This is a genomic window from Streptomyces sp. NPDC003077, assembly GCF_040611095.1.
Taxonomy (GTDB): Bacteria; Actinomycetota; Actinomycetes; order Streptomycetales; family Streptomycetaceae; genus Streptomyces.
Map to the genome: position 1 here is coordinate 84,666 of NZ_JBEXNM010000011.1, position 21,919 is coordinate 106,584.

The 21,919-nt window shown below is 71.2% G+C and carries 23 protein-coding genes; 10 read left to right on the forward strand and 13 right to left on the reverse strand.

What is annotated here, in order from left to right; translation table 11 throughout:
* Window positions 1-92 precede the first annotated feature (92 nt).
* The gene (locus ABZX96_RS10575; RefSeq protein WP_355541129.1) at window positions 93-1,304 is read left to right on the forward strand and encodes an acetate kinase; all 1,212 of its coding nucleotides are present in this window, start codon (window positions 93-95) and stop codon (window positions 1,302-1,304) included.
* Window positions 1,305-1,363: 59 nt separating this feature from the next.
* Window positions 1,364-2,791, forward strand: coding sequence for a pyruvate kinase (gene pyk / locus ABZX96_RS10580; protein WP_355541132.1), 1,428 nt, complete (start codon window positions 1,364-1,366; stop codon window positions 2,789-2,791).
* 90 nt (window positions 2,792-2,881) lie between these two features.
* Here pyk and ABZX96_RS10585 read toward each other — a convergent pair whose 3' ends face one another.
* The 3 genes from ABZX96_RS10585 to ABZX96_RS10595 form a co-directional block, all read right to left on the reverse strand.
* A complete protein-coding gene (locus ABZX96_RS10585) occupies window positions 2,882-3,088 on the reverse strand; it encodes a DUF397 domain-containing protein (protein ID WP_355541134.1) in 207 nt (68 codons plus the stop codon).
* 139 nt (window positions 3,089-3,227) lie between these two features.
* Complete coding sequence (locus tag ABZX96_RS10590; RefSeq protein WP_355541136.1) at window positions 3,228-3,434, reverse strand: DUF397 domain-containing protein; 207 nt, start codon at window positions 3,432-3,434, stop codon at window positions 3,228-3,230.
* Window positions 3,431-4,306, reverse strand: a complete 876-nt coding sequence (locus ABZX96_RS10595) for a helix-turn-helix transcriptional regulator (RefSeq protein WP_355541138.1) — start codon at window positions 4,304-4,306, stop codon at window positions 3,431-3,433. Before ABZX96_RS10595 ends, ABZX96_RS10590 begins: the two co-directional genes overlap by 4 nt.
* A 341-nt stretch (window positions 4,307-4,647) precedes the next feature.
* Between ABZX96_RS10595 and ABZX96_RS10600 the strand changes: the two genes are divergently transcribed.
* The gene (locus ABZX96_RS10600; RefSeq protein ID WP_355541141.1) at window positions 4,648-4,962 is read left to right on the forward strand and encodes a hypothetical protein; all 315 of its coding nucleotides are present in this window, start codon (window positions 4,648-4,650) and stop codon (window positions 4,960-4,962) included.
* Window positions 4,963-4,983: 21 nt separating this feature from the next.
* Here the strand turns inward: ABZX96_RS10600 and ABZX96_RS10605 are convergent, their stop codons facing one another.
* Window positions 4,984-5,406: a MarR family transcriptional regulator gene (locus tag ABZX96_RS10605; RefSeq protein ID WP_355541144.1), complete on the reverse strand. Its 423-nt coding sequence runs from the start codon at window positions 5,404-5,406 to the stop codon at window positions 4,984-4,986.
* 198 nt (window positions 5,407-5,604) lie between these two features.
* On the opposite strand from ABZX96_RS10605, the gene eno reads away from it, so the two are divergent.
* Window positions 5,605-6,912, forward strand: a complete 1,308-nt coding sequence (gene eno, locus ABZX96_RS10610; RefSeq protein ID WP_355541147.1) for a phosphopyruvate hydratase — start codon at window positions 5,605-5,607, stop codon at window positions 6,910-6,912.
* Between the two features lie 195 nt (window positions 6,913-7,107).
* Here the strand turns inward: eno and ABZX96_RS10615 are convergent, their stop codons facing one another.
* Together ABZX96_RS10615 and ABZX96_RS10620 are read right to left on the reverse strand one after the other, a co-directional pair.
* On the reverse strand, window positions 7,108-9,033 hold the full coding sequence (locus tag ABZX96_RS10615; RefSeq protein WP_355541150.1) for an asparagine synthase-related protein: 1,926 nt from the start codon (window positions 9,031-9,033) through the stop codon (window positions 7,108-7,110).
* Between the two features lie 18 nt (window positions 9,034-9,051).
* Window positions 9,052-9,177, reverse strand: a complete 126-nt coding sequence (locus tag ABZX96_RS10620; RefSeq protein ID WP_355541153.1) for a lasso RiPP family leader peptide-containing protein — start codon at window positions 9,175-9,177, stop codon at window positions 9,052-9,054.
* Window positions 9,178-9,473: 296 nt separating this feature from the next.
* Between ABZX96_RS10620 and ABZX96_RS10625 the strand changes: the two genes are divergently transcribed.
* Together ABZX96_RS10625 and ABZX96_RS10630 are read left to right on the forward strand one after the other, a co-directional pair.
* Complete coding sequence (locus ABZX96_RS10625; RefSeq protein WP_355541156.1) at window positions 9,474-9,614, forward strand: hypothetical protein; 141 nt, start codon at window positions 9,474-9,476, stop codon at window positions 9,612-9,614.
* Window positions 9,611-10,789: a methyltransferase domain-containing protein gene (locus tag ABZX96_RS10630; RefSeq protein ID WP_355541159.1), complete on the forward strand. Its 1,179-nt coding sequence runs from the start codon at window positions 9,611-9,613 to the stop codon at window positions 10,787-10,789. The genes ABZX96_RS10625 and ABZX96_RS10630 overlap by 4 nt, the downstream gene beginning before the upstream one ends.
* A gap of 121 nt (window positions 10,790-10,910) precedes the next feature.
* Here the strand turns inward: ABZX96_RS10630 and ABZX96_RS10635 are convergent, their stop codons facing one another.
* Entirely contained in the window at window positions 10,911-11,246 is a 336-nt protein-coding gene (locus ABZX96_RS10635; RefSeq protein WP_355541162.1) for a hypothetical protein, read from the reverse strand.
* Complete coding sequence (locus ABZX96_RS10640) at window positions 11,239-11,712, reverse strand: ATP-binding protein (RefSeq protein WP_355541165.1); 474 nt, start codon at window positions 11,710-11,712, stop codon at window positions 11,239-11,241. The genes ABZX96_RS10635 and ABZX96_RS10640 overlap by 8 nt, the downstream gene beginning before the upstream one ends.
* A 153-nt stretch (window positions 11,713-11,865) precedes the next feature.
* Between ABZX96_RS10640 and ABZX96_RS10645 the strand changes: the two genes are divergently transcribed.
* Both ABZX96_RS10645 and ABZX96_RS10650 read left to right on the forward strand, forming a co-directional pair.
* Window positions 11,866-12,708: a helix-turn-helix transcriptional regulator gene (locus tag ABZX96_RS10645; RefSeq protein WP_355541168.1), complete on the forward strand. Its 843-nt coding sequence runs from the start codon at window positions 11,866-11,868 to the stop codon at window positions 12,706-12,708.
* Window positions 12,705-13,058: a DUF397 domain-containing protein gene (locus ABZX96_RS10650; protein WP_355541171.1), complete on the forward strand. Its 354-nt coding sequence runs from the start codon at window positions 12,705-12,707 to the stop codon at window positions 13,056-13,058. The genes ABZX96_RS10645 and ABZX96_RS10650 overlap by 4 nt, the downstream gene beginning before the upstream one ends.
* An 84-nt stretch (window positions 13,059-13,142) precedes the next feature.
* On the opposite strand, the gene ABZX96_RS10655 is transcribed toward ABZX96_RS10650, so the two are convergent.
* The 4 genes from ABZX96_RS10655 to ABZX96_RS10670 form a co-directional block, all read right to left on the reverse strand.
* Window positions 13,143-14,516: a hypothetical protein gene (locus ABZX96_RS10655; RefSeq protein ID WP_355541174.1), complete on the reverse strand. Its 1,374-nt coding sequence runs from the start codon at window positions 14,514-14,516 to the stop codon at window positions 13,143-13,145.
* Window positions 14,506-15,066, reverse strand: a complete 561-nt coding sequence (locus ABZX96_RS10660; protein WP_355541177.1) for a DUF6114 domain-containing protein — start codon at window positions 15,064-15,066, stop codon at window positions 14,506-14,508. Before ABZX96_RS10660 ends, ABZX96_RS10655 begins: the two co-directional genes overlap by 11 nt.
* Window positions 15,067-15,499: 433 nt before the next feature.
* Window positions 15,500-16,135: a DUF6230 family protein gene (locus tag ABZX96_RS10665; protein WP_355541180.1), complete on the reverse strand. Its 636-nt coding sequence runs from the start codon at window positions 16,133-16,135 to the stop codon at window positions 15,500-15,502.
* Window positions 16,136-17,185: 1,050 nt separating this feature from the next.
* Window positions 17,186-18,145, reverse strand: coding sequence for a tetratricopeptide repeat protein (locus tag ABZX96_RS10670; RefSeq protein ID WP_355541183.1), 960 nt, complete (start codon window positions 18,143-18,145; stop codon window positions 17,186-17,188).
* A gap of 1,135 nt (window positions 18,146-19,280) precedes the next feature.
* Here ABZX96_RS10670 and ABZX96_RS10675 point away from each other — a divergent pair.
* Both ABZX96_RS10675 and bla read left to right on the forward strand, forming a co-directional pair.
* Entirely contained in the window at window positions 19,281-20,024 is a 744-nt protein-coding gene (locus ABZX96_RS10675) for a TetR/AcrR family transcriptional regulator (protein ID WP_355541376.1), read from the forward strand.
* 204 nt (window positions 20,025-20,228) lie between these two features.
* A complete protein-coding gene (gene bla, locus ABZX96_RS10680; RefSeq protein ID WP_355541186.1) occupies window positions 20,229-21,164 on the forward strand; it encodes a class A beta-lactamase in 936 nt (311 codons plus the stop codon).
* A gap of 269 nt (window positions 21,165-21,433) precedes the next feature.
* Here the strand turns inward: bla and ABZX96_RS10685 are convergent, their stop codons facing one another.
* On the reverse strand, window positions 21,434-21,862 hold the full coding sequence (locus ABZX96_RS10685; protein WP_355541190.1) for an ankyrin repeat domain-containing protein: 429 nt from the start codon (window positions 21,860-21,862) through the stop codon (window positions 21,434-21,436).
* Between the last annotated feature and the right edge of the window lie 57 nt (window positions 21,863-21,919).

Below are 21,919 nucleotides of genomic sequence, written 5' to 3' on the forward strand. Positions count from 1 at the left end.
CCCGGACGCCCGGCCCCACCCAGGGGCCGGGCCCCGGACGCGGCGCCCCGGCGCCGCCGACCCCCACACCCGACCGGAAAGCCCCGTCATCCATGACTGCCAACGCCACCCGCGTCCTCGTCCTCAACTCCGGCTCCTCGTCGCTGAAGTACCAGCTCCTCGACATGACCGACGGCTCCCGCCTGGCGGTGGGCCTGGTGGAGCGGATCGGCGAGCAGACCTCGCGCCTGGCGCACACCCCGCTGGCCACCGGCGGCGCCAAGCGTGAGCACGAGGGCCCGATCGCCGACCACACCGCCGCGCTGCGGGCGGTCAGCGACGAGCTGGCCAAGGACGGGCTGGGCCTGGACTCCCCCGAGCTGGCCGCCATCGGGCACCGCGTGGTGCACGGCGGGTCGCGGTTCACCGAGCCGACGCTGATCGACGACGCGGTGCTGGCGGAGATCGAGCGCCTGGTGCCGGTGGCGCCGCTGCACAACCCGGCCAACATCACCGGCATCAAGACGGCCCAGGCGCTGCGCCCGGACCTGCCGCAGGTCGCCGTCTTCGACACCGCCTTCCACACCACGATGCCGGAGTCCGCGGCCCGCTACGCGATCGACGTGGAGACCGCCGACGCGCACCAGATCCGCCGCTACGGCTTCCACGGCACCTCGCACGCCTACGTCTCGCGCAAGACCGCCGAGCTGCTGGGCAAGGACCCCTCCGAGGTCAACGTGATCGTGCTGCACCTGGGCAACGGCGCCTCGGCCTCCGCGGTGGCCGGCGGCCGGTGCGTGGACACCTCCATGGGGCTGACGCCTTTGGAGGGGCTCGTGATGGGTACCCGGTCCGGTGATGTGGACCCCGCGGTGGTCTTCCACCTCCTGCGGGTGGCCGGCATGTCCGCCGACGAGGTCGACGTCCTGCTGAACAAGAAGAGCGGCCTGCTCGGACTGTGCGGCGACAACGACATGCGGGAGATCCGCCGCCGGGTGGACGAGGGCGACGCGCGGGCCGCGCTCGCCTTCGACATCTACATCCACCGGCTGAAGAAGTACATCGGCGCCTACAGCGCGGTGCTCGGCCGGGTGGACGCGGTGGCCTTCACCGCGGGCGTCGGCGAGAACGCCGTCGCGGTGCGGGAGGCCGCCATCAAGGGCCTGGAGGAACTGGGCCTGGCGGTGGACGCCGACCTGAACGGCGTGCGGAGCGACGAGCCCCGGCTGATCTCCCCCGAGTACGCGCGGGTCGCGGTCGCCGTGGTCCCGACCGATGAGGAGCTGGAGATCGCCAACCAGACATACGCGCTGGTCAACCGCTGACTTTGGCGTTTTCGCCAGCCGGAATATTCCGCTCCGAAACAAAACGATAGGATTCAGCCATGCGCCGTTCCAAAATCGTCTGCACCCTGGGCCCCGCCGTCGACTCCTACGACCAGCTGAAGTCGCTGATCGAGGCAGGCATGAACGTGGCCCGCTTCAACATGAGCCACGGCAGCCACGCGGAGCACGAGGAGCGGTACCACCGCGTCCGCAAGGCCGCCGAGGAGACCGGCCGCGCCATCGGCGTGCTCGCCGACCTCCAGGGCCCCAAGATCCGCCTGGAGACCTTCGCCGAGGGCCCGGTCGAGCTGGTGCGCGGTGACGAGTTCACCATCACCACCAACGACGTCCCCGGCGACAAGACGATCTGCGGCACGACCTACAAGGGCCTGCCCGGCGACGTCTCCAAGGGCGACCCGATCCTCATCAACGACGGCAACGTGGCGCTCCAGGTCGTCGAGGTCGACGGCGCGAACGTCCGCACCATCGTCATCGAGGGCGGCGTCATCTCCGACCACAAGGGCATCAACCTGCCCGGCGCGGCGGTGAACGTCCCGGCCCTGTCCGAGAAGGACATCAACGACCTGAAGTTCGCCCTGAACATGGGCTGCGACCTGGTCGCGCTGTCCTTCGTCCGCGACGCCAAGGACGTCCAGGACGTGCACCGCGTCATGGACGAGGTCGGCCGCCGCGTCCCGGTGATCGCCAAGGTCGAGAAGCCGCAGGCGGTCGCCAACATGGAGGAGGTCGTCGCGGCCTTCGACGGCGTCATGGTGGCCCGTGGCGACCTGGCCGTGGAGTACCCGCTGGAGAAGGTCCCCATGGTGCAGAAGCGCCTGGTGGAGATGTGCCGCCGGAACGCCAAGCCGGTGATCGTCGCGACCCAGATGATGGAGTCGATGATCACCAACTCCCGGCCGACCCGCGCCGAGGCCTCCGACGTCGCCAACGCCATCCTGGACGGCGCCGACGCGGTCATGCTCTCCGCCGAGTCCTCGGTGGGCGCGTACCCGATCGAGACCGTCAAGACGATGTCCAAGATCGTCCAGGCGGCCGAGCAGGAGCTGCTGTCCAAGGGCCTCCAGCCCCTGGTCCCCGGCAAGAAGCCGCGCACCCAGGGCGGCGCCGTGGCCCGCGCCGCCGCCGAGATGGCCGACTTCCTGGACGGCAAGGCCCTGGTCGCCTTCACCAAGTCCGGCGACACCGCCCGCCGCCTCTCCCGCTACCGCGCCTGCCAGCCCATCCTGGCCTTCACCACGGACGCGGCCACCCGCAACCAGCTCGCCCTGAGCTGGGGCGTCGAGACCTTCGTCGTCCCGCACGTGGACAACACCGACGAGATGGTCGACCTGGTCGACGCCGAGCTCCTCAAGCTCCACCGCTACAACAAGGGCGACACCATGATCATCACCGCCGGCTCGCCCCCCGGCGTCCCCGGCACCACCAACATGGTGCGCGTCCACCACCTGGGCGGGGACCGGGACTGATCCGATTCTTGTGCTCGCACTCGACTGAGTGATGCCGGTGGCCGCCGTCCCCTCGCGGGGTGGCGGCCACCGGCGTTTTTGTGTGGGCGGTCAGCTTTCGGTGGTGTGCGCCAGGAAGTCGGACCAGGCGGCCCGCGAAAAGCCCAGGACCGGCCCTTGCTCGTTCTTGGAGTCACGGACACGGACCGCGTCGCGGAAAGCCGCCACCTCGACACAGGCCGGCCCGTCATCCGTGCTGTAGCTGCTCTTGGCCCATGCCGACTCTCGGCCGGTCCCGGCGGAAACCTTGAGTGTCATGTCTCTGCCCGCACTTTCTCGATGAAGGCCGTCAACCGGGCGGGGACTGGGACGGAGCCGTCCTCCTGCTCGGCTGGGTGACCCCGGTGGCCGCTGTCCCCTCCTGAGAGCGGCGATCACCGGCGTTTCGTCTGTCGGGTCAGCTTCCGGAGGCGTAGGCCAGGAAGTCGTCCCAGGCGATTACGGGAAAGGCGAGTTGGGGGCCTTGAGGGCTTTTCGAGTCACGGACGCGGACGATGCCGAGGCCGGTTGCGACCTCAACGCATTCGGGACCGTCATTGGTGCTGTAGCTGCTCTTGATCCACTCCAGCGCGGAAGCATCTCCGCCAGAGGGCACGAGGGTCATGTCTCTCCCAGCACTTTCTCGATGAGGGCCGACGACTCCCTGGACCTCAGAGCCTGCGACCGGATCATTCCGTAGCGCATTTCGATGACCTGGACTTCCTTCGGATTACTGATCAGGCGGCTGGTGAGCTGCACTTCGTTGTGTCCCACCGTCGACCCGTCCTTGAGCTTCAGTACCTGAAGCGATCCACCGAGCCCCGCGTGTTCTTCCGCCTCAATAGGCATCACTTGGATTTCGACGTGCTGCAACCGGCCAAGGTCCAGCAGATGTTCGAGTTGCCGTCGCAGTGTCATTCTGCCCCCGATGGGACGGCGGAGCATCGCCTCTTCTTGGACGAAGGTCAGCAGGGGAGCGGGTTCCGCCTCGAAGACGCGCTGCCGTTCCATACGGGCCGCCACCAATCGGTCGACTTCGTCCTCCGCATAAGCGGGCTGCCGCAGGCGGAACAGCGCCCGCGCGTATTCCTCGGTCTGAAGGAGCCCATGAATGACGGTGTTGCCATAAGCCCCCAGCTCAACGGCCTCCCCCTCCAACTTCGCCAAATCCCGGACCTTCTTCGGGTACCGCGCCGTCTCGATGTCCTTCTTCATCGCGGCGATCTTTCCGCCCGCACCCAGCACCTCGTCCGCCTTGTCCAGGTACTCCGGCCGTGGGATGCGCCGTGCGCACTCGACCTTGTAGATCAGGTTCTCGCCGTACCCCATCCGTTCGGCGAACTCGGCCATGCGCAGACCGGCCGCCTCCCGCCACAGCTTGAGCTGACGACCGACCGCCACGACCACCGCTTTGGAGTCGTCCGCCAAGCTCAGCGGCCAGTCCGGTTCATCCGCGCCGTCCGTCGTGTAGTCCGCGCCTCCGCCGTTTCCGTTCATCGTGGCCACCTCCGGGCGTGTCCGTCTGTCTGACGACGCCCACGCACGGAGGTCACCCTGACCGGAGCGGACAGACGTGGACCACCTCGGGACCATCACCATGCGTACAAGGCCCGTCACTCTTCAGCGTACGCACACCCGAACACGCTGAGTGACGTGAACCAGGAATTCGCTTCTCGGCGCATCTTGTCCCCGGTGACTTCGCGGGTCTGCACGGACGCGAGCCGGGGTTCCCGCCTCCGTACGGCGGCTACGCATCCCGCCCCGCCCCGCGCACCCCGCAGACGCAGTTGCCGCATACGACAGGCGTCGTCCGCGGGGTGCGCCACTAGCCTGGCGGCGTGAAGGCGGCACGGGACACCGCGGTACGCGACACCGACGCCGGCTCGGGGGACGCAATGGACGACGCCGTAAAGCTGCTCATGACCGTGATCGTGTTACCGGTGCTCGGCTTCGTGGCCGCCGTCATCATGGGCGTCGCCCTGGCCTGCGCGCTGGTCGAGGTCGTCGTCGGCCTCCCCGTCAGCGCGGTGCTCGCCATCTTCACGAAGATCGACGGAACCGCGATCGTGCGGCACGCCTTCGGCGTCCTGGAGCAGGCGGGCAAGGCGACGCGGCAGTTCTTCGGGAAGACGCTCAGCAACATCTGGGACTGAAAAGGCAGCTCCCCCGAATGGTCAGCGCGTGGCCAGCCGCTCCAGCAGCCCGGCGCTCCGCGCCAGCAGCGCCCGCTCCTCCTCCGTGAGTTCGGCCTCGATGGCCTGCGCGAGCCAGCCGACCCGGCGACCGCGTTCCGCTTCGAGCGCGGCCCGGCCCGCGTCCGTCAGCTCGACCAGCGACTTGCGGCCGTCCGTGGGGTGCGCCCGGCGCGTGATCAGGTTCTGTTCCATGAGCAGCCCCACCGCCCGGGCCATCGACTGGGGGCGTACGCGCTGGTCGGCGGCGAGGTCGCTGGTGGTCATGGCGCCGTCGCGGTCGAGTGCGCCGAGTACGGCGACCTGGCCCAGCGGGATGCGGTCCTCGTGCTTGACGCGTCGGGTGAGCTTGCTCATCGCCGTGCGCAGTTCGGCGGCGATGGCGGCGGCTTCCGAGGTGGGCATAGGGCACTTTACCTCGTCAGTAAGGCTGTGCAGCGGATCTGCACAGCCTTACTGAACAGCAACACTGAACAGCACAACTGAACAGTGAAACTGATCAGCAAAGGTGTTCAGCATTGCTGTAGGGTTTGGCGGTGCCGGGCTCAGCGTCAGCGTTGTCGCAGCCGGGGCCACGGCACACGACAACGGGAAGGACCTCCCATGTCCGCAACGGCAGCCGGAACCGTCGACGCCACCATCGAGACCGTCACCGCCCGCCGGATCATCGACAGCCGGGGCAACCCCACGGTCGAGGTCGACGTCATCCTGACGGACGGGGCCCTGGGGCGCGCGGCCGTTCCCTCCGGCGCCTCCACCGGTGCCCGGGAGGCCGTCGAACTGCGCGACGGAGACTCCGCGCGCTGGCACGGCAAGGGCGTCGACCGCGCGGTGGCGCACGTCAACGGGGAGATCGCGGCGTCCGTGCGCGGCCGGGACGCGGCGGATCAGGCGGGGCTCGACGCGGCGCTGGTCGCCCTCGACGGCACCGCCACGAAGTCCCGGCTCGGCGTGAACGCGGTCCTCGGCGTCTCCCTCGCCGCCGCCAAGGCCGCCGCGGCGGCCCACCGCCAACCCCTCTACCGCTACCTCGGCGGCGCCGACGCCCGCCTCCTGCCGCTGCCGATGATGAACATCGTCAACGGCGGCGCCCATGCCGACAATCCGCTGGACTTCCAGGAGTTCATGATCGCGCCCGTGGGCGCGGACACCTTCGCCGAAGCCGTCCGCATGGGCAGCGAGGTCTTCCACACCCTGCGCCGCGATCTGCTGGCCGCCGGACACTCCACGGGCGTCGGCGACGAGGGCGGCTTCGCGCCCGCGCTGCGCACCGCCGAGGAGGCGCTCGACTTCGTCATGAGCGCCATCGAGCGCACCGGCTACCGCCCCGGCGCGGACATCGGCCTGGTCATGGACCCGGCGTCGTCGGAGTTCTTCCGCGACGGGGTGTACGACTACGCGGGCGAGGGGGTGCGCCGCACCCCCTCCGAGAACGCCGACTACCTGACCAAGCTCATCGACGCCTACCCGATCGTCTCCATCGAGGACCCGATGGCCGAGAACGACCTGGACGGCTGGCGCGAGCTGACCGCCCGCGTCGGCGACCGCTGCCAGCTCACCGGCGACGACGTGTTCTGCACCAACGAGACGCTGCTGTGCGAGGGCATCCGCACCGGCGTGGGCAACTCGGTCCTGGTCAAGGTCAACCAGATCGGGACCCTGACCGAGGCGCTGGCCGCTGTGACCACGGCCCACCAGGCGGGCTGGACGGCCGTCATGTCGCACCGCTCGGGCGAGACGGAGGACACCACCATCGCGGACCTGGCGGTGGCGACCGGCTGCGGTCAGATCAAGACCGGCTCGCTCTCCCGCTCCGACCGCACGGCGAAGTACAACCAGCTGATCCGCATCGAGGAGGAGCTGGGCGAGGCGGCACGCTTCGCGGGGCGCGCGGCGCTTCGTCGGGCGTGAGCAGTCGCTTGCTCCGCGCTGCGTGGGGCGTGAGCGGCCGGCCGCGCCGCACCCCGCCGCGCGTGAGCAGCGGGCAGAGGTAACGGTCACGCGGGCCCTCGATCACGATCGGGGGCCCGCTCGCATACCGGGCTGCTCACCCTCGCGGTCCAGGGCCGCGAACCCGGTCCCGTAAGCGGGAGACGAGAACACGCCTCACGAGGACGACGGCCCCATCGGTCTCCCCCAAGAGGCGGCAGCCCGATCCTGACCGTTCTTCCGGTCCGTCACCCCCCAACCGCCGCTCCCAGCACCGCTCCCCCCTCCCGCCGACGCCTCCGCCGCCCGCAGCCACACCTCGCACGCCACCGTCGCGTCCAGCGAGGCCGAGACGGCGCCGGTCGGGTCCGGGCGTACCAGCATCCGCCGCAACAGGCCCTCGTCGATCAACCCGTGGTGGGCCAGCCGCGAGTCCTCCATCAGGTCCAGCAGCTCGCGGCGGTGCCGTTGCAGGCCCTGGTAGAAGTCCGCGCCGAACTCGCCCTTCGTGCCGCGGTCCAGCAGAGGCCGGGGGACCACGCCGCGCATGGCCTCGGCCAGCAGCGGTTTGTACCGGCTGGGCCGGTTGCGTTCGTCGGGCCGTACCGACAGCGCCGCTTCGAGCACCTGGTCGTCCAGGAAGGGGGCCGCCAGCCGGGTCCCGGCCGCCTGGCTGACGCGGTCGGCCTGGCCGATGACGACGCCGGTGGAGCGGGCGAGGAGCAGGATCTCGTGCTGCTCGCGCCAGTCGGCCAGCGGCGGCACCGCCTGCGCCGCCGCCCGCGTGAGCAGGGCGCGCGCCGCAGACACCGCCTCGCCGGTCGCCCACAGCGGCATCCGCAGCGGCGCGGTCCAGCCCACCGCCATGCCCGTGAGCAGACCCGACAGCGGGTCGGTCAGGTGTCTGACCCGCTCGGCGAGTTCGTCGGCGGGGGTCCGTCTGTCGGCCAGCGCGCGCAGCGCGGCCATCCAGGAGCAGCGGGCCGCGATCCGGTAGTCCCACGCCTGCCGCAGGGCGGTCAGCGGGCGGCGGCGCAGCAGGTCGTGGAGGTGGGTGTGGCCGCCGGGCCGGAAGAGTTCGTCCCCGCCGTGCCCCGTCAGGTGCAGCCGCGATCCGGCGCCGGCCATCGTGCGGGCGGTGTGCTCGATGCGGCCCTGGCTGCACACCCATCCGAACGGTTCCCCGGCCTCGCCGTCCCCGGCGGCCTTCGGGCCCAGCCCGGCGCACAGGGCCGGGCCGTCCGCCGGGTCCACGACGTGCCGGGCGCGCGGCAGCCGGCCCGCGGCCAGTTTCGCGTACCGCGCGTCGGCGTCGGCCGGGTCCCGCTCGGCCCAGCGATAGGTGACCACCCGCGCCGGTCCGCGCGCGGCCAGGAACGCCAGGCTGCTGGAGTCCATCCCGCCGGACAGGTCCGCGCTCACCGTGTCCACGCCCGCCGTACGGGCCGACACCGCCGCCGCCAGCGCCTGACGCACCACCAAGGCGCCCCGGGGAAGCGACAGTTCGGCCTCGGGGGCCCGCCAGCGCAGCCGCTCCGTCGCCTGGCCGTCCGCCCCCAGCTCCAGCCAGTGGTCGGCGGGCACCGCGCGCACGCCGCGCCAGGGCACCGTCTCGTGCAGCGGGAAGGGCATGGCCACCCCGGTCAGCCGCAGCGCCAGCCACTGCGGGTCCCAGTCGGCCTCGGTGAGCCGGGCCAGGATCTCGGCCCGGTCGGACGCCACCACGGCGCCCCCGGCCCGGGCGCGGAAGACCCGGCGGACGGCGGCCAGCGTGCCCTGGACCCGTACCCGTCCGCCCGCCGACGCCACCAGGTGGTAACTCCCCGGCATCCCCTCGACCACCTTCTCGGCCTCGGCCACCGTCCGCACCTGCGTGAGCCGTTCCCGCAGGTAGAGCGGATTGGCCGGGCAGTCCCCCGCGACCACCACCCGGGCGTCGCCCGCCCTTGCGAACGTCATCGCGCGGTCCGGCCAGCGGCCCATCAGCCACGGCCGTCCGGAGGCGTGCCGGATCACCCGCGAGGCGAACGGGCGCAGGGCGCGGGCCGCGGCGAAGGACGCCTCACCGTCCGCGAGGACCACGAACCACTCTCCGCTGAACACCGCTGCCCTCTATTCCGCTCAGTGCCAGTAGTACCGGCCGACGCGGAACTTCCCGATGGTCCGGATCCCCCAAGTGACCTCCGCGAACGCGCCCGCCTCCACCAACATCGGCGGTACGTACACCTCGATCGACCCCAGTTCCATGAGAGACCCCTCTCGTCCGCACCGGCACGGCCCGTCCGCACCGCCTTCCCGAACGCCCTGCCCGGCGAACACAGGAACGAAAGCCGAAGACAGTGCCAAACCACACACAAAGGTGCCGGGGAAGCGCGCCCCCTTCCACACCTCGCGCCCCCTGAAGCGCGGGGGTGCTCCGGCGCGTTGGGGCTCGTCATCCGCTCCATGGCGCCGGTGACGAGTGGGAGGCGCCCGATGGGCGTCTTCCGCCACGCTGGGAAGGACGCGGTGCCACCGGCACCCGGCACAGCACGAGGAGGACCATGAACCACAGTCGGCCGAGCGCTTCCGGCGGGAACAAACTCCCCGGCGAGCCCTACCCCGGCCCGCACCAGCCACCGACACCGGACGGAGGCCCCGGCGTCCCCAACCCGCCCAAGGCGCTCGGGGCCAGCACCCCGTGAGCCCGGAACCGAGCGAGGACCGCCCCGGCCGCGAAGCGCTGGGGCGCGCCCTCACGGCCGGCGGCGCCCTGACCCCGGACTGGGCCCCCGCCTTCGCCGCCGTCCCCCGGTCGGCATTCCTCCCCGACCTGATCTGGCCCTTCGACATGCGGACCGGACGCAGCACCGCCGTCTCCAAAGCCACCGCGCCGACCGCCTGGCACCGGTACGCGGACGCGGAGGACGCGCCGATCGTGACCCAGTGGGACGACGGACAGCACCCCGGCCCCGAACCCGGCCGCGAAGCGACGAGTTCCCTCTCCATGCCCAGCGTGGTCTTCCGGATGCTCCGGGATCTGGACGTGCGGCCCACCCACCGAGTCCTGGAAATCGGCACCGGAACCGGCTGGAACGCCGCCCTCCTCGCCCACCGCGCGGGAAAAGGGAACGTCACCTCGATCGAGATCGACGAAACCGTCGCGTTCACCGCGCGGACCGCGCTCGACCGGTTCGGCGCGCCCGTCCACGTCATTCACGGCGACGGCGCCTTGGGCCACCCGGCAGGAGCCCCGTACGACCGGATCATCGCCACCTGCGGCCTGCGATCCGTCCCCTACGCCTGGGTGACCCAGTGCCGGCCCGGCGGAATCATCCTGGCCCCGTGGGGCACGCACTACGGAGCCGGGGACGCGGTGGCCCGCCTGATCGTGTCCGAGGACGGAAAGACCGCCTCCGGCGGGTTCACCGGCCCGGTCGAATTCATGAAACTCCGCGCCCAGCGCCGCCCACCCGTGCCGCACAAGGACTACGTACCGGGCAGCGTCTCCGAGGGCGACGAATCCTCCACCGCCCTCACCGAGGACCAGTTCGTCGGCACACGCTTCAGCCCGCTTCAGTTCGTCCTGGGGCTCCGGATACGGGACTGCGCCCAAGTCCTGGCCGACAAGCGGGACGGCGGGCGCCCGGTGTGGCTCTACGGGCTGACGGACCGTTCGTGGGCGTGTGCCTGGTTCCGGGACGGCGCGCCGACGCGGGTGTGGCAGTCCGGGGCCCGTCGCCTGTGGGAGGAGGCCGAGGAGGCTTACGGCTGGTGGGTCGGCCATGGGCGGCCGGGGCATGGCCGGTTCGGGTTGACGGTGACGGGGGAGGGCGAGCGGGTGTGGGTGGACGAGCCTTCGCGCTCGTGGTCTTTGTGACGCATCACCTCGCCGACGAAACGCACCCCGGCCCCGGTCGGTATCGGCGGCCGGGGCCTACTGGGCGGGCGGGCTGTGGTGGGCGACGCGGCCGGCTCCCCGCACGGAGCCGGCTCGGGTGTCACACGCCGATGTCCGGCGGGAACACCGGCCCGTGATCCTCCCCGTGGTCCCTCGTCAGCGCGGCCAGCAGCTCCGGGTCCGCGTGGGCCTCGGCGGTGTGCTGCCAGGCGACGATCGTCTGCGTCAGGGCCGACTCTGCGGCACACGGCTCCGGAGCGCCCAATGCGTCGCCCAGTTCGACGGCGAACTCGTGCCGGTCCCCCTCGGGGAGCGAACGGCTCCAGGGGAAGGCGTACGGCAGCACGCGCACGAGGTGTTCCGGGCCGATCCCGGCGCGGCCCGGCGAAGCCGCGTCCGGCCGCGCACCGTCTCGTTCCTGTCGGCTGTCACTCATTTCGCAGACCTCCTGTTTCGTAAGTGGCCGGTCCGGACGGAACCGGCACCTCGGCCCAGACGACCTTCCCCGGCCCCGAGCGCTCCTTCACGCCCCAGCACGCCGCGACGGCCTGGACGAGGACGAGTCCCCGGCCCCCGTCAGCGTCGTCGGCCGGAGCCTTCTTGACGGGCGGCGCGTGGTGGGCGTCGGCGACCTCGACGCGCACGAAGCCCTCGGCGGCGTCGTACGCCAGCCGCAACGAGAAGCTGCGGCCGGGTACGCGCCCGTGCAGCACGGCGTTCGCGCTCAGCTCGGCGACGACCAGCACCACGGCTTCGGTGGCCTCCTCCCCGTACGGAAGCCCCCATTCGTCGAGCTGGCAGGCGGCGAGCCGCCGGGCGAGCCGGGCCCCGCGCCGGGTGGCCGAGAAGAGTTGGGAGAACGTACGTACGGTGACGGCCGCTTGGGCCCGTGGGGGTGTCATGAGTGCAGCGTTTCGAGACAAACCCGCTGACGCCAGGGACAGGACTCACCCAATCCTCTCTGTCCTAGTTCGCGGTATGGACTGGGTTAGTAACCGTCCGTAACCATGTCGATGGCTGGAAGTTTCCACAGCGACGGACGGAGGTGGTCGGGCATGGCCGATGGCAACAGCACCATGGGCGACGAGCCCGAAGTGACGGACGGCCTACGGACCTTCGGGGTCGTGCTGAAGGCGCTCAGAGAGGAGGCCGGTTTGACGCAAAACCAGTTCGCCTCACAGGTCCGTTTCTCGACGAACTACCTCTCCAAGATCGAGCAGGGCCAGCGGTTTCCTTCGACGGAGCTGATCAAACGGGCGAGGGACGTCCTGGACCCCGGCTCAATCCGCGTGCTGGAAGCAGCGGCCCGGAGTCTGACTCGGAAGGTCGGATTGGCTTCATGGTTTCGCCAATGGGCGGGGATCGAGGAAGAGGCCGTCACGCTGTACGCGTATGAGTGCCGAGCCATTCCCGGGCTACTCCAACCAGAAGCGTATATCCGGGCGATCTTCGAGCGAAGGCTTCCCCCCGTGACAGAAGGTCAGCTGGAACGCGAGGTGACCGCACGACTCGGCCGTCAACAACTACTCACACAGAAACCAAACACGGCCTTCAGCTTCGTCATCGAGCAGGCGCTACTGGAACGGCGTCTAGGTGGGACGGAGACGACGAGGGCTGTTATTGACCAGTTGCTGGAGAGGGGACGTCTACGCAACGTGGCAATCCAGCTCATGCCTCTTCGCCAAGAAGATCACGTTGGGGTTGACGGTCTGATGTACCTGGCCGAGACTCCGGACAACCAGTGGGTCGGCTACACAGAGGGACAGCGATCCAGCAATCTGATCACGAGGCCGAAGGACGTGAGCGTACTCCTCCAGCGCTACAGCAGCCTGCGTTCACAAGCCTTGGATTGCGGGGCCACAGTGGACCTGCTGACACATATGCGAGGAGCACTATGAGCACCACAAAACCGCCATGGCGCAAAAGCAGCTACAGCGGCAGTGAAGGGGACAACTGCGTCGAGGTGGCAATTCATGCAAACGCGGTCCATATCCGCGACTCGAAGAACGCAGACATGAACCAACTCACCTTTCCCAACGCTGCGTGGACGAACTTCATCGAGCACGCAACAGGCGCCTGGCGCAAGAGCAGTTACAGCGGCGGAGGCGGTGACAACTGCGTCGAGGTCGCCGTCACTCGGGCCTACGTCCGCGTCCGCGACTCGAAGGACGAACAGATCGACCAGCTCACCCTGTCCCACATCGCCTGGGCGGAATTCACCCGTCACATTGTGACCACCCAGCCCTGATCTCAACAGCAACGGCCGAGTGCCGACCCCGTGAAAAGGGTCGGCACTCGGCCGTTTCGCTGACCCGCGCGGGCCGGGAGAAGGTCACCCCGTCAAAAACAACCGCAACCCCGGCACCGTCAAGTTCCCCCCGAACTGGGCCGCTTGGACGATCTTCACCTTCGTGAAGTAGGCGAGCGGGAGGGGGATGGGCGGGGGCTGGAGGCGGGGGGTGAAGACGACGGGGATGAGGCCGAAGAGGTTGCCCTCCAGGCGTTCGGTGTAGAGCGTCACCTTGCCGCCGCGAATGGTGGAGGTGGAGTCCGGCGCGGCCTGGACGTGGTACTTCTTCCCGTCCTCGCCGTCCACGATCTGGTGCATGTCGCCGATGTCGATGCTGCTGGCGGTGTATTTCAGGGCCTGCTTCGTGCGGCCGTCGGGCGTCGTGAGATTGACGACGCCGTGGTAGACGAGGTTGCGCAGGGTCAGGTCGCTGGCTTCCAGGCGCCAGGGCTGGTTGGCGATGGCGGCCGGGGGCTGTTCGGCCGTTCCCGCGACATCCTTTTCGACGGGGCAGGGGAAGGGCTGTTTGCCGTCCTCGTCCTTGGGGCTCTCGGATGACGAGGGCGAGGTGGACGGGGACGGCGAGGCGGACGGGGACGGTGGAGCCGAGGGGTCCGCAGGCGGCGGGGTTGGGGGCTCCGGGGCATCCTTCGGGGTGGGGTCGGCGGTCGGGGTGCCGGGGTTCTCCGGGCGGGTGGTGGACGCGGAGGGGGCCGGGTTCGGGGTGGCGGAGGGCGTCGGGGAGGTGGTCGGCCGGGGTGGGGCTGGGCTGGGGTCGCCTTCGGGGGCGTCACCGTCGGCGTTCTGGTTGCCGCCCGGGCGGAGGATGTCGTCGAGCTTCTTGCCGAGGCCCAGGGGGTCGTACCAGGGGTTCGCCGGTGGAGAGGAGAGCGAGGGGGTGGCGTTCGGGGTTTTCGAGGGGGTGGGGGCCGGTTGTTCGTTGGCCGGTGGGGCCGAGGGGCGTGCGGGCGGCGTGTCCCGGCTCCGGTCGCCGGCCCCGGGGGCCGTCTCGGTGTCCCGGTCAGCCTCGGGTGTCGGGGCACGGGTCGCGCCCGGTGCCGGGTCGGGGCTCGTCGCGTCGTCGGGGGTGGTGGGGTCCGGCGAGGGAGACGGGCTGTTCCCCGGCTTCCCGTCCGCGTCCTGGCCGTCCGTCCCGGCCGGCTTCTCCGGCGTCTCCGGGAGCGTGACGCACGGGCCGTCCTTGAACGGGCTGGCCGGTGGCTGGGGTCTGGCCATCGCCAGTTGGGGCGTGAAGCCGATGCCCATCAGCACGGCGGTCGGCATGGCGGCGAGAGCGATCGCCTTGCCGGCGGGGAAGTGCAGCCGAGTCAGCAGCGGCTTCTTGGGAGCCGCGTGTCTCGGCCCGGTTCTCGCGCCGGTGTCGGCGCTCCCGTCACGCAGCTCGTCACCCGGCACTGTGCCTCCCGTTCGTCCCGTGGATGGGGCTCTTCTTGGTCAGGTCCACCACCGCGCCGCCCGCGGGCGCGGAGGCTTCGGACGGAGGCCCGGGCGACGGCCCGTCCCCGGGCTCCGCCGGATCGCCGGACTCGTCGCCCCCGGCCGGTACGGGCTTCCCGGGGGCCCAGGCCACCGCGAGCGCGCCGCCGATCAGCCCCAGCAGGAAGCCCATGACGAAGCCGCCGAAGTTCGAGACGACCAGGGAGACCAGCGCGAGCAGGATGGCCGCGACCCCGGCGAACACCCGGGACACGGGCTGGAACCACATCGTCAGACCGAGGACGATCAGCAGCACCCCGATGATCAGCGAGCCGGCGCCCGCCGTCGTCGCCAGGCGCAGCGACAGCGACCCGATCTGGAGGTTGGCGTAGGGGAAATACATGATCGGAAGACCGGCCAGCAGCGTCCACAGCCCGGCCCAGAACGGGCGTCGGCCGCGCCACCCCCGGAACGAACTGCGCGTCCGGCTGAATCCTCCGGTCAGCCTTGGTCGCGTGTCGGCGCTCATGTCGTACGGCTCCTCGGGACTGGCGAATCGGGTGGTGCGGGAGCGGAGTGCGCGGCGACCGGGCACCCCGCCGGTGCCGCGCGCCGCACCGACGCGTACGGGCACGGGGTGGCGTCCCGGCTTCCGGGGACGTACGGCCGAGCGTCCTCAAGGGGCGTACGGCGGAAAGCCCCGCCCGAGGGACGTACGACCGCGCCCCGCGCCCGCCCGATCAGTGCGTCATCGGCCCGCGCGCCGGTGCGTCATGCCGTGATCGGCACGCACCCCGGCGTATCGCGCCTCGTCAGCACATATGTCGTGCAACGGTGCGTCGTCGTGCATCGGTACGTCGTCGTGCGTCGTTCTCCGCGCATCGGCGGCGCGTACACCGGCAGCGCGTGCGTCGCGGGTCGGCGGCACACGCGGCGTGCGTCATCGGCACCTCTTCGGTGCGTCAGTAGCACTCGTTCTTGCCCTTGCTGACCTTCATGTTGAGGCCGCTGAGCGTGAACGTGCCGGCCGTGGTGGCCCACGCGCGCTGCTTGACGTTCTTGAACAGCACGGACTCCGCCTGCTGGCTGAACGAGCCGGGCAGGTACCGGCCCTGCCCCGCGGCACCGGGCTTGGCCGGGCCGGGTCCCTGCGTGTTCTTGCCGAGCGCGACGCCGATGTCGATGTTGTTGAACGTCGCGTCGGTCTGGAGGTCGTCGGCGTCGATGTAGAGCGTCTTCGCCTTGACCTTCTCGCTGCCGGGGCCGCCCGCGTGCAGCCGCATCGTCACGTCGCCGACGATCGGGACGGGGACGACGACGGACTGGCACAGGTTGGTGATCTCCGCGGTGTTCAGGCCGACGACGGCGACCGGGTGGTCCGCACCCGACGCGCCGGTGTCGATGGCCCCGTACTGGACGAAGCCGCTGCCGCTCAGTTCGTCCGCGGTGACCTTGAACTGCTGCCCGGACACGCTGAACGAGGCCGCCAGCGCCCCCTGCGCGAGGGCCACCCCGATGGCCGCCGTGGCCGCGATGCTCGGCACCATGACGACGGCGAACCGCTTCCATCTCGTCCCGCCACGAGCATGGGACTCCATGACTTTCCTCCTTCTCGGACGTACATCTCCGGTACGACCCGCTCACGTACGAGCACGGTCGTACGGGATGGGAGAAGTGCCACGTCCTCGGGAAGGAGAGCGCCCGATCCGGAGGCGCGCCGCGGACTGCCCGCGGCGTTCCGAACCATCCGGACCATCGGCGATCACCCCCGAGCGACAACCACTGGCCACGCTTCTCGCGCAACCTCTGCGGACAGGCTCCGCCGGTGGACGGAGACCCCCCTGTCCGGACCGGCCAAGGCGCGCCGGCCACTCGGTGGGGACCCATGTGTCCCGCGGCACCGGCCGGCTGCCGGGCTGCGGGAATGGACCGAGCTTGGCCGATCGTGGTCCATCGACGGCCAACGCACAAGGGGTCATTACTTGCGGGTAATGGACGGGTGACCGATCAACGACCGGCTGATATCCCACGCGCACCCTGGGTCGCCGCGTCCAATGGGGCCGGAGGGGAAATACGGGGAGGAAGTGCCACAAGGACTCGTGGACCTCTTACTCCGAGTAACAGCGGCGGGGTCCCATCACGTTTTGGTAAAGCGTCGCCGTCGTTTCCCGTGCGTCACAGGGGACCCTGTGGACGCGAAGGCGTGGGAGAAATGGGGCGGAGAGGGACGCTTGAAGCGATCGCGTAATGGGACGAGCCTGTCTCGAACCGGGTGGTGATCCGTTTCGAGACAGGCTCGGGGGCGGAGGGCAGGGGGCGGGTCCGCGGGGTTCGCGGGAGCCCGCCGGTGTCCTGTCCGCAGGCGTCGCAGATGTCCGGGGAAGCCCGTAGGGGTCCGAGGGAACCCGCCAGTGTCCTGTCCGCAGGCGTCGCAGATGCCCGGGAAGCCTGTAGGGGTCCGGCGGCGGCCGGAGCGTCAGGCCGCGCGGACGGGCGCCGGGAAATCTCCTCGGCGGAACGGAACCGGGGAGCGCTCCCGCCGGACGAGCCGGGAGCGCTCCCCAGGGGAGTCGTCGGCGCCGAACGAGGAACGGGCCGGGCGGGACCGGCCGCGAACCGCGTCGGCGCGGAGCCGAACGCCGAACGGCTCAGAACAGAACGCGCGCCAGGGCCGTCCGCGCCGCCGTGACCCGCGGGTCGTCCTGGCCGATGACCTCGAACAGCTCCAGCAGCCGGAGCCGTGCCTGCTCGCGCTGCTCGCCGGCGGTCCGCTTCACCGTGTCCACCAGGCGGCCGAACGCGTCCTCGACGTGCCCGCCGACCAGGTCCAGGTCCGCCGCGCGGATCTGCGCCGCCACGTCGGACGGGTCGTCCGCCGCGGCCTTGCGCACCTGCTGAGGGTCCATGCCCTGCACCCGCTGGAGGAGTTCGGCCTGCGCCAGGCCGAGCTTGGCCTCCGGGTGGGCGGGGTCGTCGGCGAGGACGTTCTTGTACGCCTGGATGGCGCCGCCCAGGTCACCGGCGTCCAGCGCCTGGCTGGCGGCCTCCAGCAGCCCGTCGTACGGGCCCACCGGCGCCATCGGGGCCTCCTCCTGGTCGGCCGCGTCCGGGTCGACCGGCGCGCCGACGATGCCGAACTGCTGCTCGGCGGCCTGGATGAGCTGGTCCAGCACCTGACGGATCTGGGCGTCCGGCACCGCGCCCTGGAACAGCGGGATCGGCTGCCCGGCGACGACCGCGAACACCGCGGGCACGCCCTGCACCCCGAACTGCTGGGCCAGCATCTGGTTGGCATCAACGTCGATCTTGGCCAGAACGAACTTGCCGGCGTACTCGGCCGCCAGCTTCTCCAGCCGCGGGCGCAGCTGCTTGCACGGCTGGCACCACTCGGCCCAGAACTGGATGACCACCGGGACCTCGGTGGAACGCTGGAGTACGTCCTGCTGGAACCCTGCCTCGTCGACATCGAAGTCCAGTCGGCCGCCGGGACGCGCGCCCGTGCGGGCCGCCTCGGCGCGGGCCTGCTCCGCCTTCTGCTTGGCTTCCCCGGCCGCCTTCACCGCGGCGAGGTCGACGACTCCACTCATGGACATGTTGCGTGGCTGCATGGGTCCATCCTCCCCCTTCGGCGGCCCGTTCAGAAAAGCGGTGCCGAAAATCGCCGTGGGCCGGTCGCGGGGGGCGACGGCCGGGTGGTGCGGACGGTTCCGGACCGGGCGGGCCGCTGACCGGCGGGGGTCATACTGCCGCGTTGGTCGTTACGGGTGTGGTTGCTGTGACGATCGTGCCGACGAGGGCCGCGAGACCGTTCAAGGTCCGTCCGGAACCGTGCGGCGGGAGACGGGGTCACCTTGGCCGTCCCCCTCGCGTTGGCCGTGTTCCCCGCCTTGGCCAGGGCCGTTGCTGCGGCCTGACGGCGATTTCCTCGTGCTTTGGTGTTGCTCGTGCTTCGGTGGTTGCTCGTGTTCCAGCGGTTCATCGGATTCCGGTGGCTGCGAGCGTCCGTCCGGCCCTGGTTCGTTCTGGTCCGGCCCCGGTTCGTCCTGGATTGCCTTGGTTCGTCGGCGGGGCATGATCACCCGCCGAGGGCAGCCGGGCCCGATGGCCCGGACGGTACCGGCATCACTCCCGAGTCCGCGCCCGGTCGTCCGTCCGCCGGCTTGCCGACGGGCGTCCGGGTACGGAACCCGCTCGGCCCCAACAGGGCCGGTGACCCGTGAAGGGCCTGTCGCGTAGCAGCCCCGGGTCCCCACCCGCGGCCAGTGGTTGTCGCTCGTGCACGGTGCTGCGCGTACACGGTCTTACGCTACGGCTCGTAGCGTAACTCTCCCGCTCCCCGTCCCGGCAAGCGTCCCCGGAACGCTCCTTCCGTGATCTCCCTCACTCCTCGGCCGCCGCGCCCGCGCCACTCACGGCGCGCACGACTCTCCTCGCGGCGGCGTACCCGCCGGTATGGTCGCCCGCATGTGCCGCTGCTCTCCCACCGACACCGTGTGCCGGAGGTGCCGCACGAGTCCGTCCCAGCCGCCACAGCCCCCACAGGCGCCGGACCCCTCGCGTGCTTCACAGGCCGCCCACGCGCCACAACCCTCACCGCCCGTTGAGGTGCCGTCGCCGCCCCAGCCGCCGCCCGCATCGGAATCGGAGTCGGAGTCGGAGTCGGTATCGAAGTCGGTATCGCCGGACGGCGGGCAATCGGCGCCCCCACCATCGACGGCCCCGTCCCCATCCCCGTCCCCATCCCTGACTCCGTCCCCGGCCCCCGCCGCGCGCCGGGGTCGGCCGCGCAGCGCCGCCGCCGACCGGGCGATCCTCGACGCCACCCGGGCCGCGCTGGTCGAACTGGGGTGGGGGAAGCTGACGATGAGCGACGTGGCCGCGCGCGCCGGAGTCGCCAAGACCACCCTCTACCGCCGCTGGACGGGCAAGAACGAGCTGGTCGTGGACGCGGTGGCGGTCCTCTTCGACGAACTCGCACTCCCCGACCACGGCTGCCTCCAGGCCGACATCGAGGACGTGGTGCTCCAGTTCGCGGCGCTGCTGGCCCGGCCGGAGACGAAGACGGCGCTGATGGCGGTGGTCGCCGAGTCCACCACGGACCCGGCGCTGCGGGCCCGCATCCGCGAGGCGATCGTGGACCGGCAGAAGCGCCTGGTCATTCTGGGCCGCCGCCGCGCCCAGCGCCGCGGCGAGCTGCCTCCGGACGCCGACGGCGAGGAGGGCGCCGCGGCGGCGGCCCGCGCGGTGGGCCTGATCTTCGACGTCATCGCGGGCGCGGTGGTGCACCGGTCCCTGGTCAGCGCGGAACCGGTGGACGCGCGCTGGGCCGAGCAGCTGACGTCCCTGCTGCTGGGGGGCCTGAACGCGCTGGACGAGCGCGCGGCGGGAGCGGGTGCGAAAGCGAATGGCGGGGCCTCCGAGCCGGGCCGCCCGCGCCCGTGCGACCAGGACCAGCGGCGCCGGGCCGAAGCCGAGCACGCGCCTTAGCCCGGCAGCGGACCGCGTGAACCGGCGGCAGGCGGCAGGCGGCAGGCGGCAACAAGATCCACGACGCCCGCCGTGCCGAATCAACAAAGGAGCGTACGTCCACGCCTGGGGCGGTAGATACCAGTGGGCCGGATGGGGCGCCCGACCTGGGCTCTCTTCAAGGCCACCGAACCGCGACGTTCTTCCGAGACCTGGAGGTTCACCATGACGTACCTGCTCCGTATGCGCCGCGGCGCCGGCTGGATGGCCGGTGTGCTCGCCCTCGTCGCACTCCCGGCCGCCAGCCAGAGCGCCGCCGCCGAACCCGCCGTGGCCGCCAGGAAGTCCGCGCCCGCCGCGTCGTCCGCGCCGTCCACCGACCACGCGTTCCGCGCGCTGGAGCGCGAGTTCGACGCACGGCTGGGGGTCTACGCCCTCGACACCGGCACGGGCCGGCAGATCGGCTACCAGGCCGACCAGCGGTTCGCGTACGCCTCGACGTTCAAGTCGCTGCTGGCGGGCGCCGTGTTGCGGAAGAACGGCCTGGACGGGATCGCCAAGGTCGTCAGCTACTCACGCGACGATTTGGTGCCCAACTCCCCGATCACCGAGAACTTCACCGACTCCGGGATGAGCCTGCGCGAACTGTGCGCCGCCGCCCTCTGGTACAGCGACAACACCGCGGCCAACCTGCTGCTGAAAGAACTCGGCGGGCCGAACGCGCTGGAAGCCGTACTGGAGGAGTTCGGCGACGACGTGACCGAGATGGACCGGTACGAGCCAGAGCTGAACGAGGCCATACCAGGCGACCTCCGCGACACCAGCACGCCCCGCGCGATGGCCGGGAGCCTGCGGGCGTTCCTGCTCGGCGACGCCTTGAAGCGGCGCGAACGCGAATTGCTGCGCCAGTGGATGTCGACGAACACCACCGGCGAGACGCTCGTCAGCGCCGGTCTCCCGAAAGACTGGACCGTCGCCGACAAGAGCGGCAGCGCCGGGTACGGGGGCCGCAACGACCTCGCCGTGGTGTGGCCCGAGGACGGCGGCAACCCCCTCCTCATCGCGGTCATGTCCAGCCGCGATATGAAGGACGCCGAACGCGACGACGCCCTGATCGCCAAGGCGGCTTCCGTGGTCAAGGAGGGCCTGCGCCGCAAGTGAGGCACGGGCGTCCCCGTCCGGGGACTGCTGGAGCCGGACGACGGGACCGGATGACGGGCGGCCGGCAGAAGCAGCCCACGAAGCCGGATGACGGAGCCGGTGACGGGCCGGACGGACGACACCGGCCCGCCCGGCGGACGACGGGTCGCGCCGCGCGGATCGCAGCGCGCGGATCGCGGCGCGCGGGGCCGCGCCCCGGCCCCGCTCTCCGGTCGACGCGCCGGTCGCGGACGCCCGGCACTCCCCGTAGCGGACGCCCGGAACTCCCCCTACCCGCGCTCCCCCGCGTCCCCGGCCAACGCCGCCTCCAGCACCGCCACCGTCTCCGGATGGCGACCGTCACGCGCCCACTCCAGGGGAGTGCGACCCGTGCCGTGGTCCTCACGGATACGCGGGTCGGCGCCATGGGCGAGGAGGGCGCGGACGGTCTCGGTGTGGCCCCAGCAGGCCGCGCCGCACAGGGGCGTGCCCTCGCTGCCGTGGCCGCTCTCGACGTTCGGCGCGGCGCCCGCCTCCAGCAGCAGGCGCACGCTGCCGGCGGCGCCGTGGACCGCCGCCGCGTACAGCGGCGTGGTGCCGTCCGTGTCGGCCGCGTTCGGGTCGGCCCCGGCCCGCAGCAGCGCGCGGACCTCGGCCTCGCCGTGGAACCCCGCCGCGACGAGCCGCCGGGCCAGCTTCTTGCGTCGCCGTCTGTTCATGCCGGGTGTTCCTCCCCCGCGCGGCCGGGCCCCGGCCGCGCGGGCATGGCCGCCGCG

Coding starts and splice junctions, on each gene's coding strand:
- ABZX96_RS10575 (WP_355541129.1), top strand. CDS start 93: ATGACTGCCAACGCCACCCGCGTCCTCGTCCTCAACTCCGGCTCCTCG.
- pyk (WP_355541132.1), top strand. CDS start 1,364: ATGCGCCGTTCCAAAATCGTCTGCACCCTGGGCCCCGCCGTCGACTCC.
- ABZX96_RS10585 (WP_355541134.1), bottom strand. CDS start 3,088: ATGACACTCAAGGTTTCCGCCGGGACCGGCCGAGAGTCGGCATGGGCC.
- ABZX96_RS10590 (WP_355541136.1), bottom strand. CDS start 3,434: ATGACCCTCGTGCCCTCTGGCGGAGATGCTTCCGCGCTGGAGTGGATC.
- ABZX96_RS10595 (WP_355541138.1), bottom strand. CDS start 4,306: ATGAACGGAAACGGCGGAGGCGCGGACTACACGACGGACGGCGCGGAT.
- ABZX96_RS10605 (WP_355541144.1), bottom strand. CDS start 5,406: ATGCCCACCTCGGAAGCCGCCGCCATCGCCGCCGAACTGCGCACGGCG.
- eno (WP_355541147.1), top strand. CDS start 5,605: ATGTCCGCAACGGCAGCCGGAACCGTCGACGCCACCATCGAGACCGTC.
- ABZX96_RS10620 (WP_355541153.1), bottom strand. CDS start 9,177: ATGGAACTGGGGTCGATCGAGGTGTACGTACCGCCGATGTTGGTGGAG.
- ABZX96_RS10625 (WP_355541156.1), top strand. CDS start 9,474: ATGAACCACAGTCGGCCGAGCGCTTCCGGCGGGAACAAACTCCCCGGC.
- ABZX96_RS10635 (WP_355541162.1), bottom strand. CDS start 11,246: ATGAGTGACAGCCGACAGGAACGAGACGGTGCGCGGCCGGACGCGGCT.
- ABZX96_RS10640 (WP_355541165.1), bottom strand. CDS start 11,712: ATGACACCCCCACGGGCCCAAGCGGCCGTCACCGTACGTACGTTCTCC.
- ABZX96_RS10645 (WP_355541168.1), top strand. CDS start 11,866: ATGGCCGATGGCAACAGCACCATGGGCGACGAGCCCGAAGTGACGGAC.
- ABZX96_RS10650 (WP_355541171.1), top strand. CDS start 12,705: ATGAGCACCACAAAACCGCCATGGCGCAAAAGCAGCTACAGCGGCAGT.
- ABZX96_RS10660 (WP_355541177.1), bottom strand. CDS start 15,066: ATGAGCGCCGACACGCGACCAAGGCTGACCGGAGGATTCAGCCGGACG.
- ABZX96_RS10665 (WP_355541180.1), bottom strand. CDS start 16,135: ATGGAGTCCCATGCTCGTGGCGGGACGAGATGGAAGCGGTTCGCCGTC.
- ABZX96_RS10670 (WP_355541183.1), bottom strand. CDS start 18,145: ATGCAGCCACGCAACATGTCCATGAGTGGAGTCGTCGACCTCGCCGCG.
- bla (WP_355541186.1), top strand. CDS start 20,229: ATGACGTACCTGCTCCGTATGCGCCGCGGCGCCGGCTGGATGGCCGGT.
- ABZX96_RS10685 (WP_355541190.1), bottom strand. CDS start 21,862: ATGAACAGACGGCGACGCAAGAAGCTGGCCCGGCGGCTCGTCGCGGCG.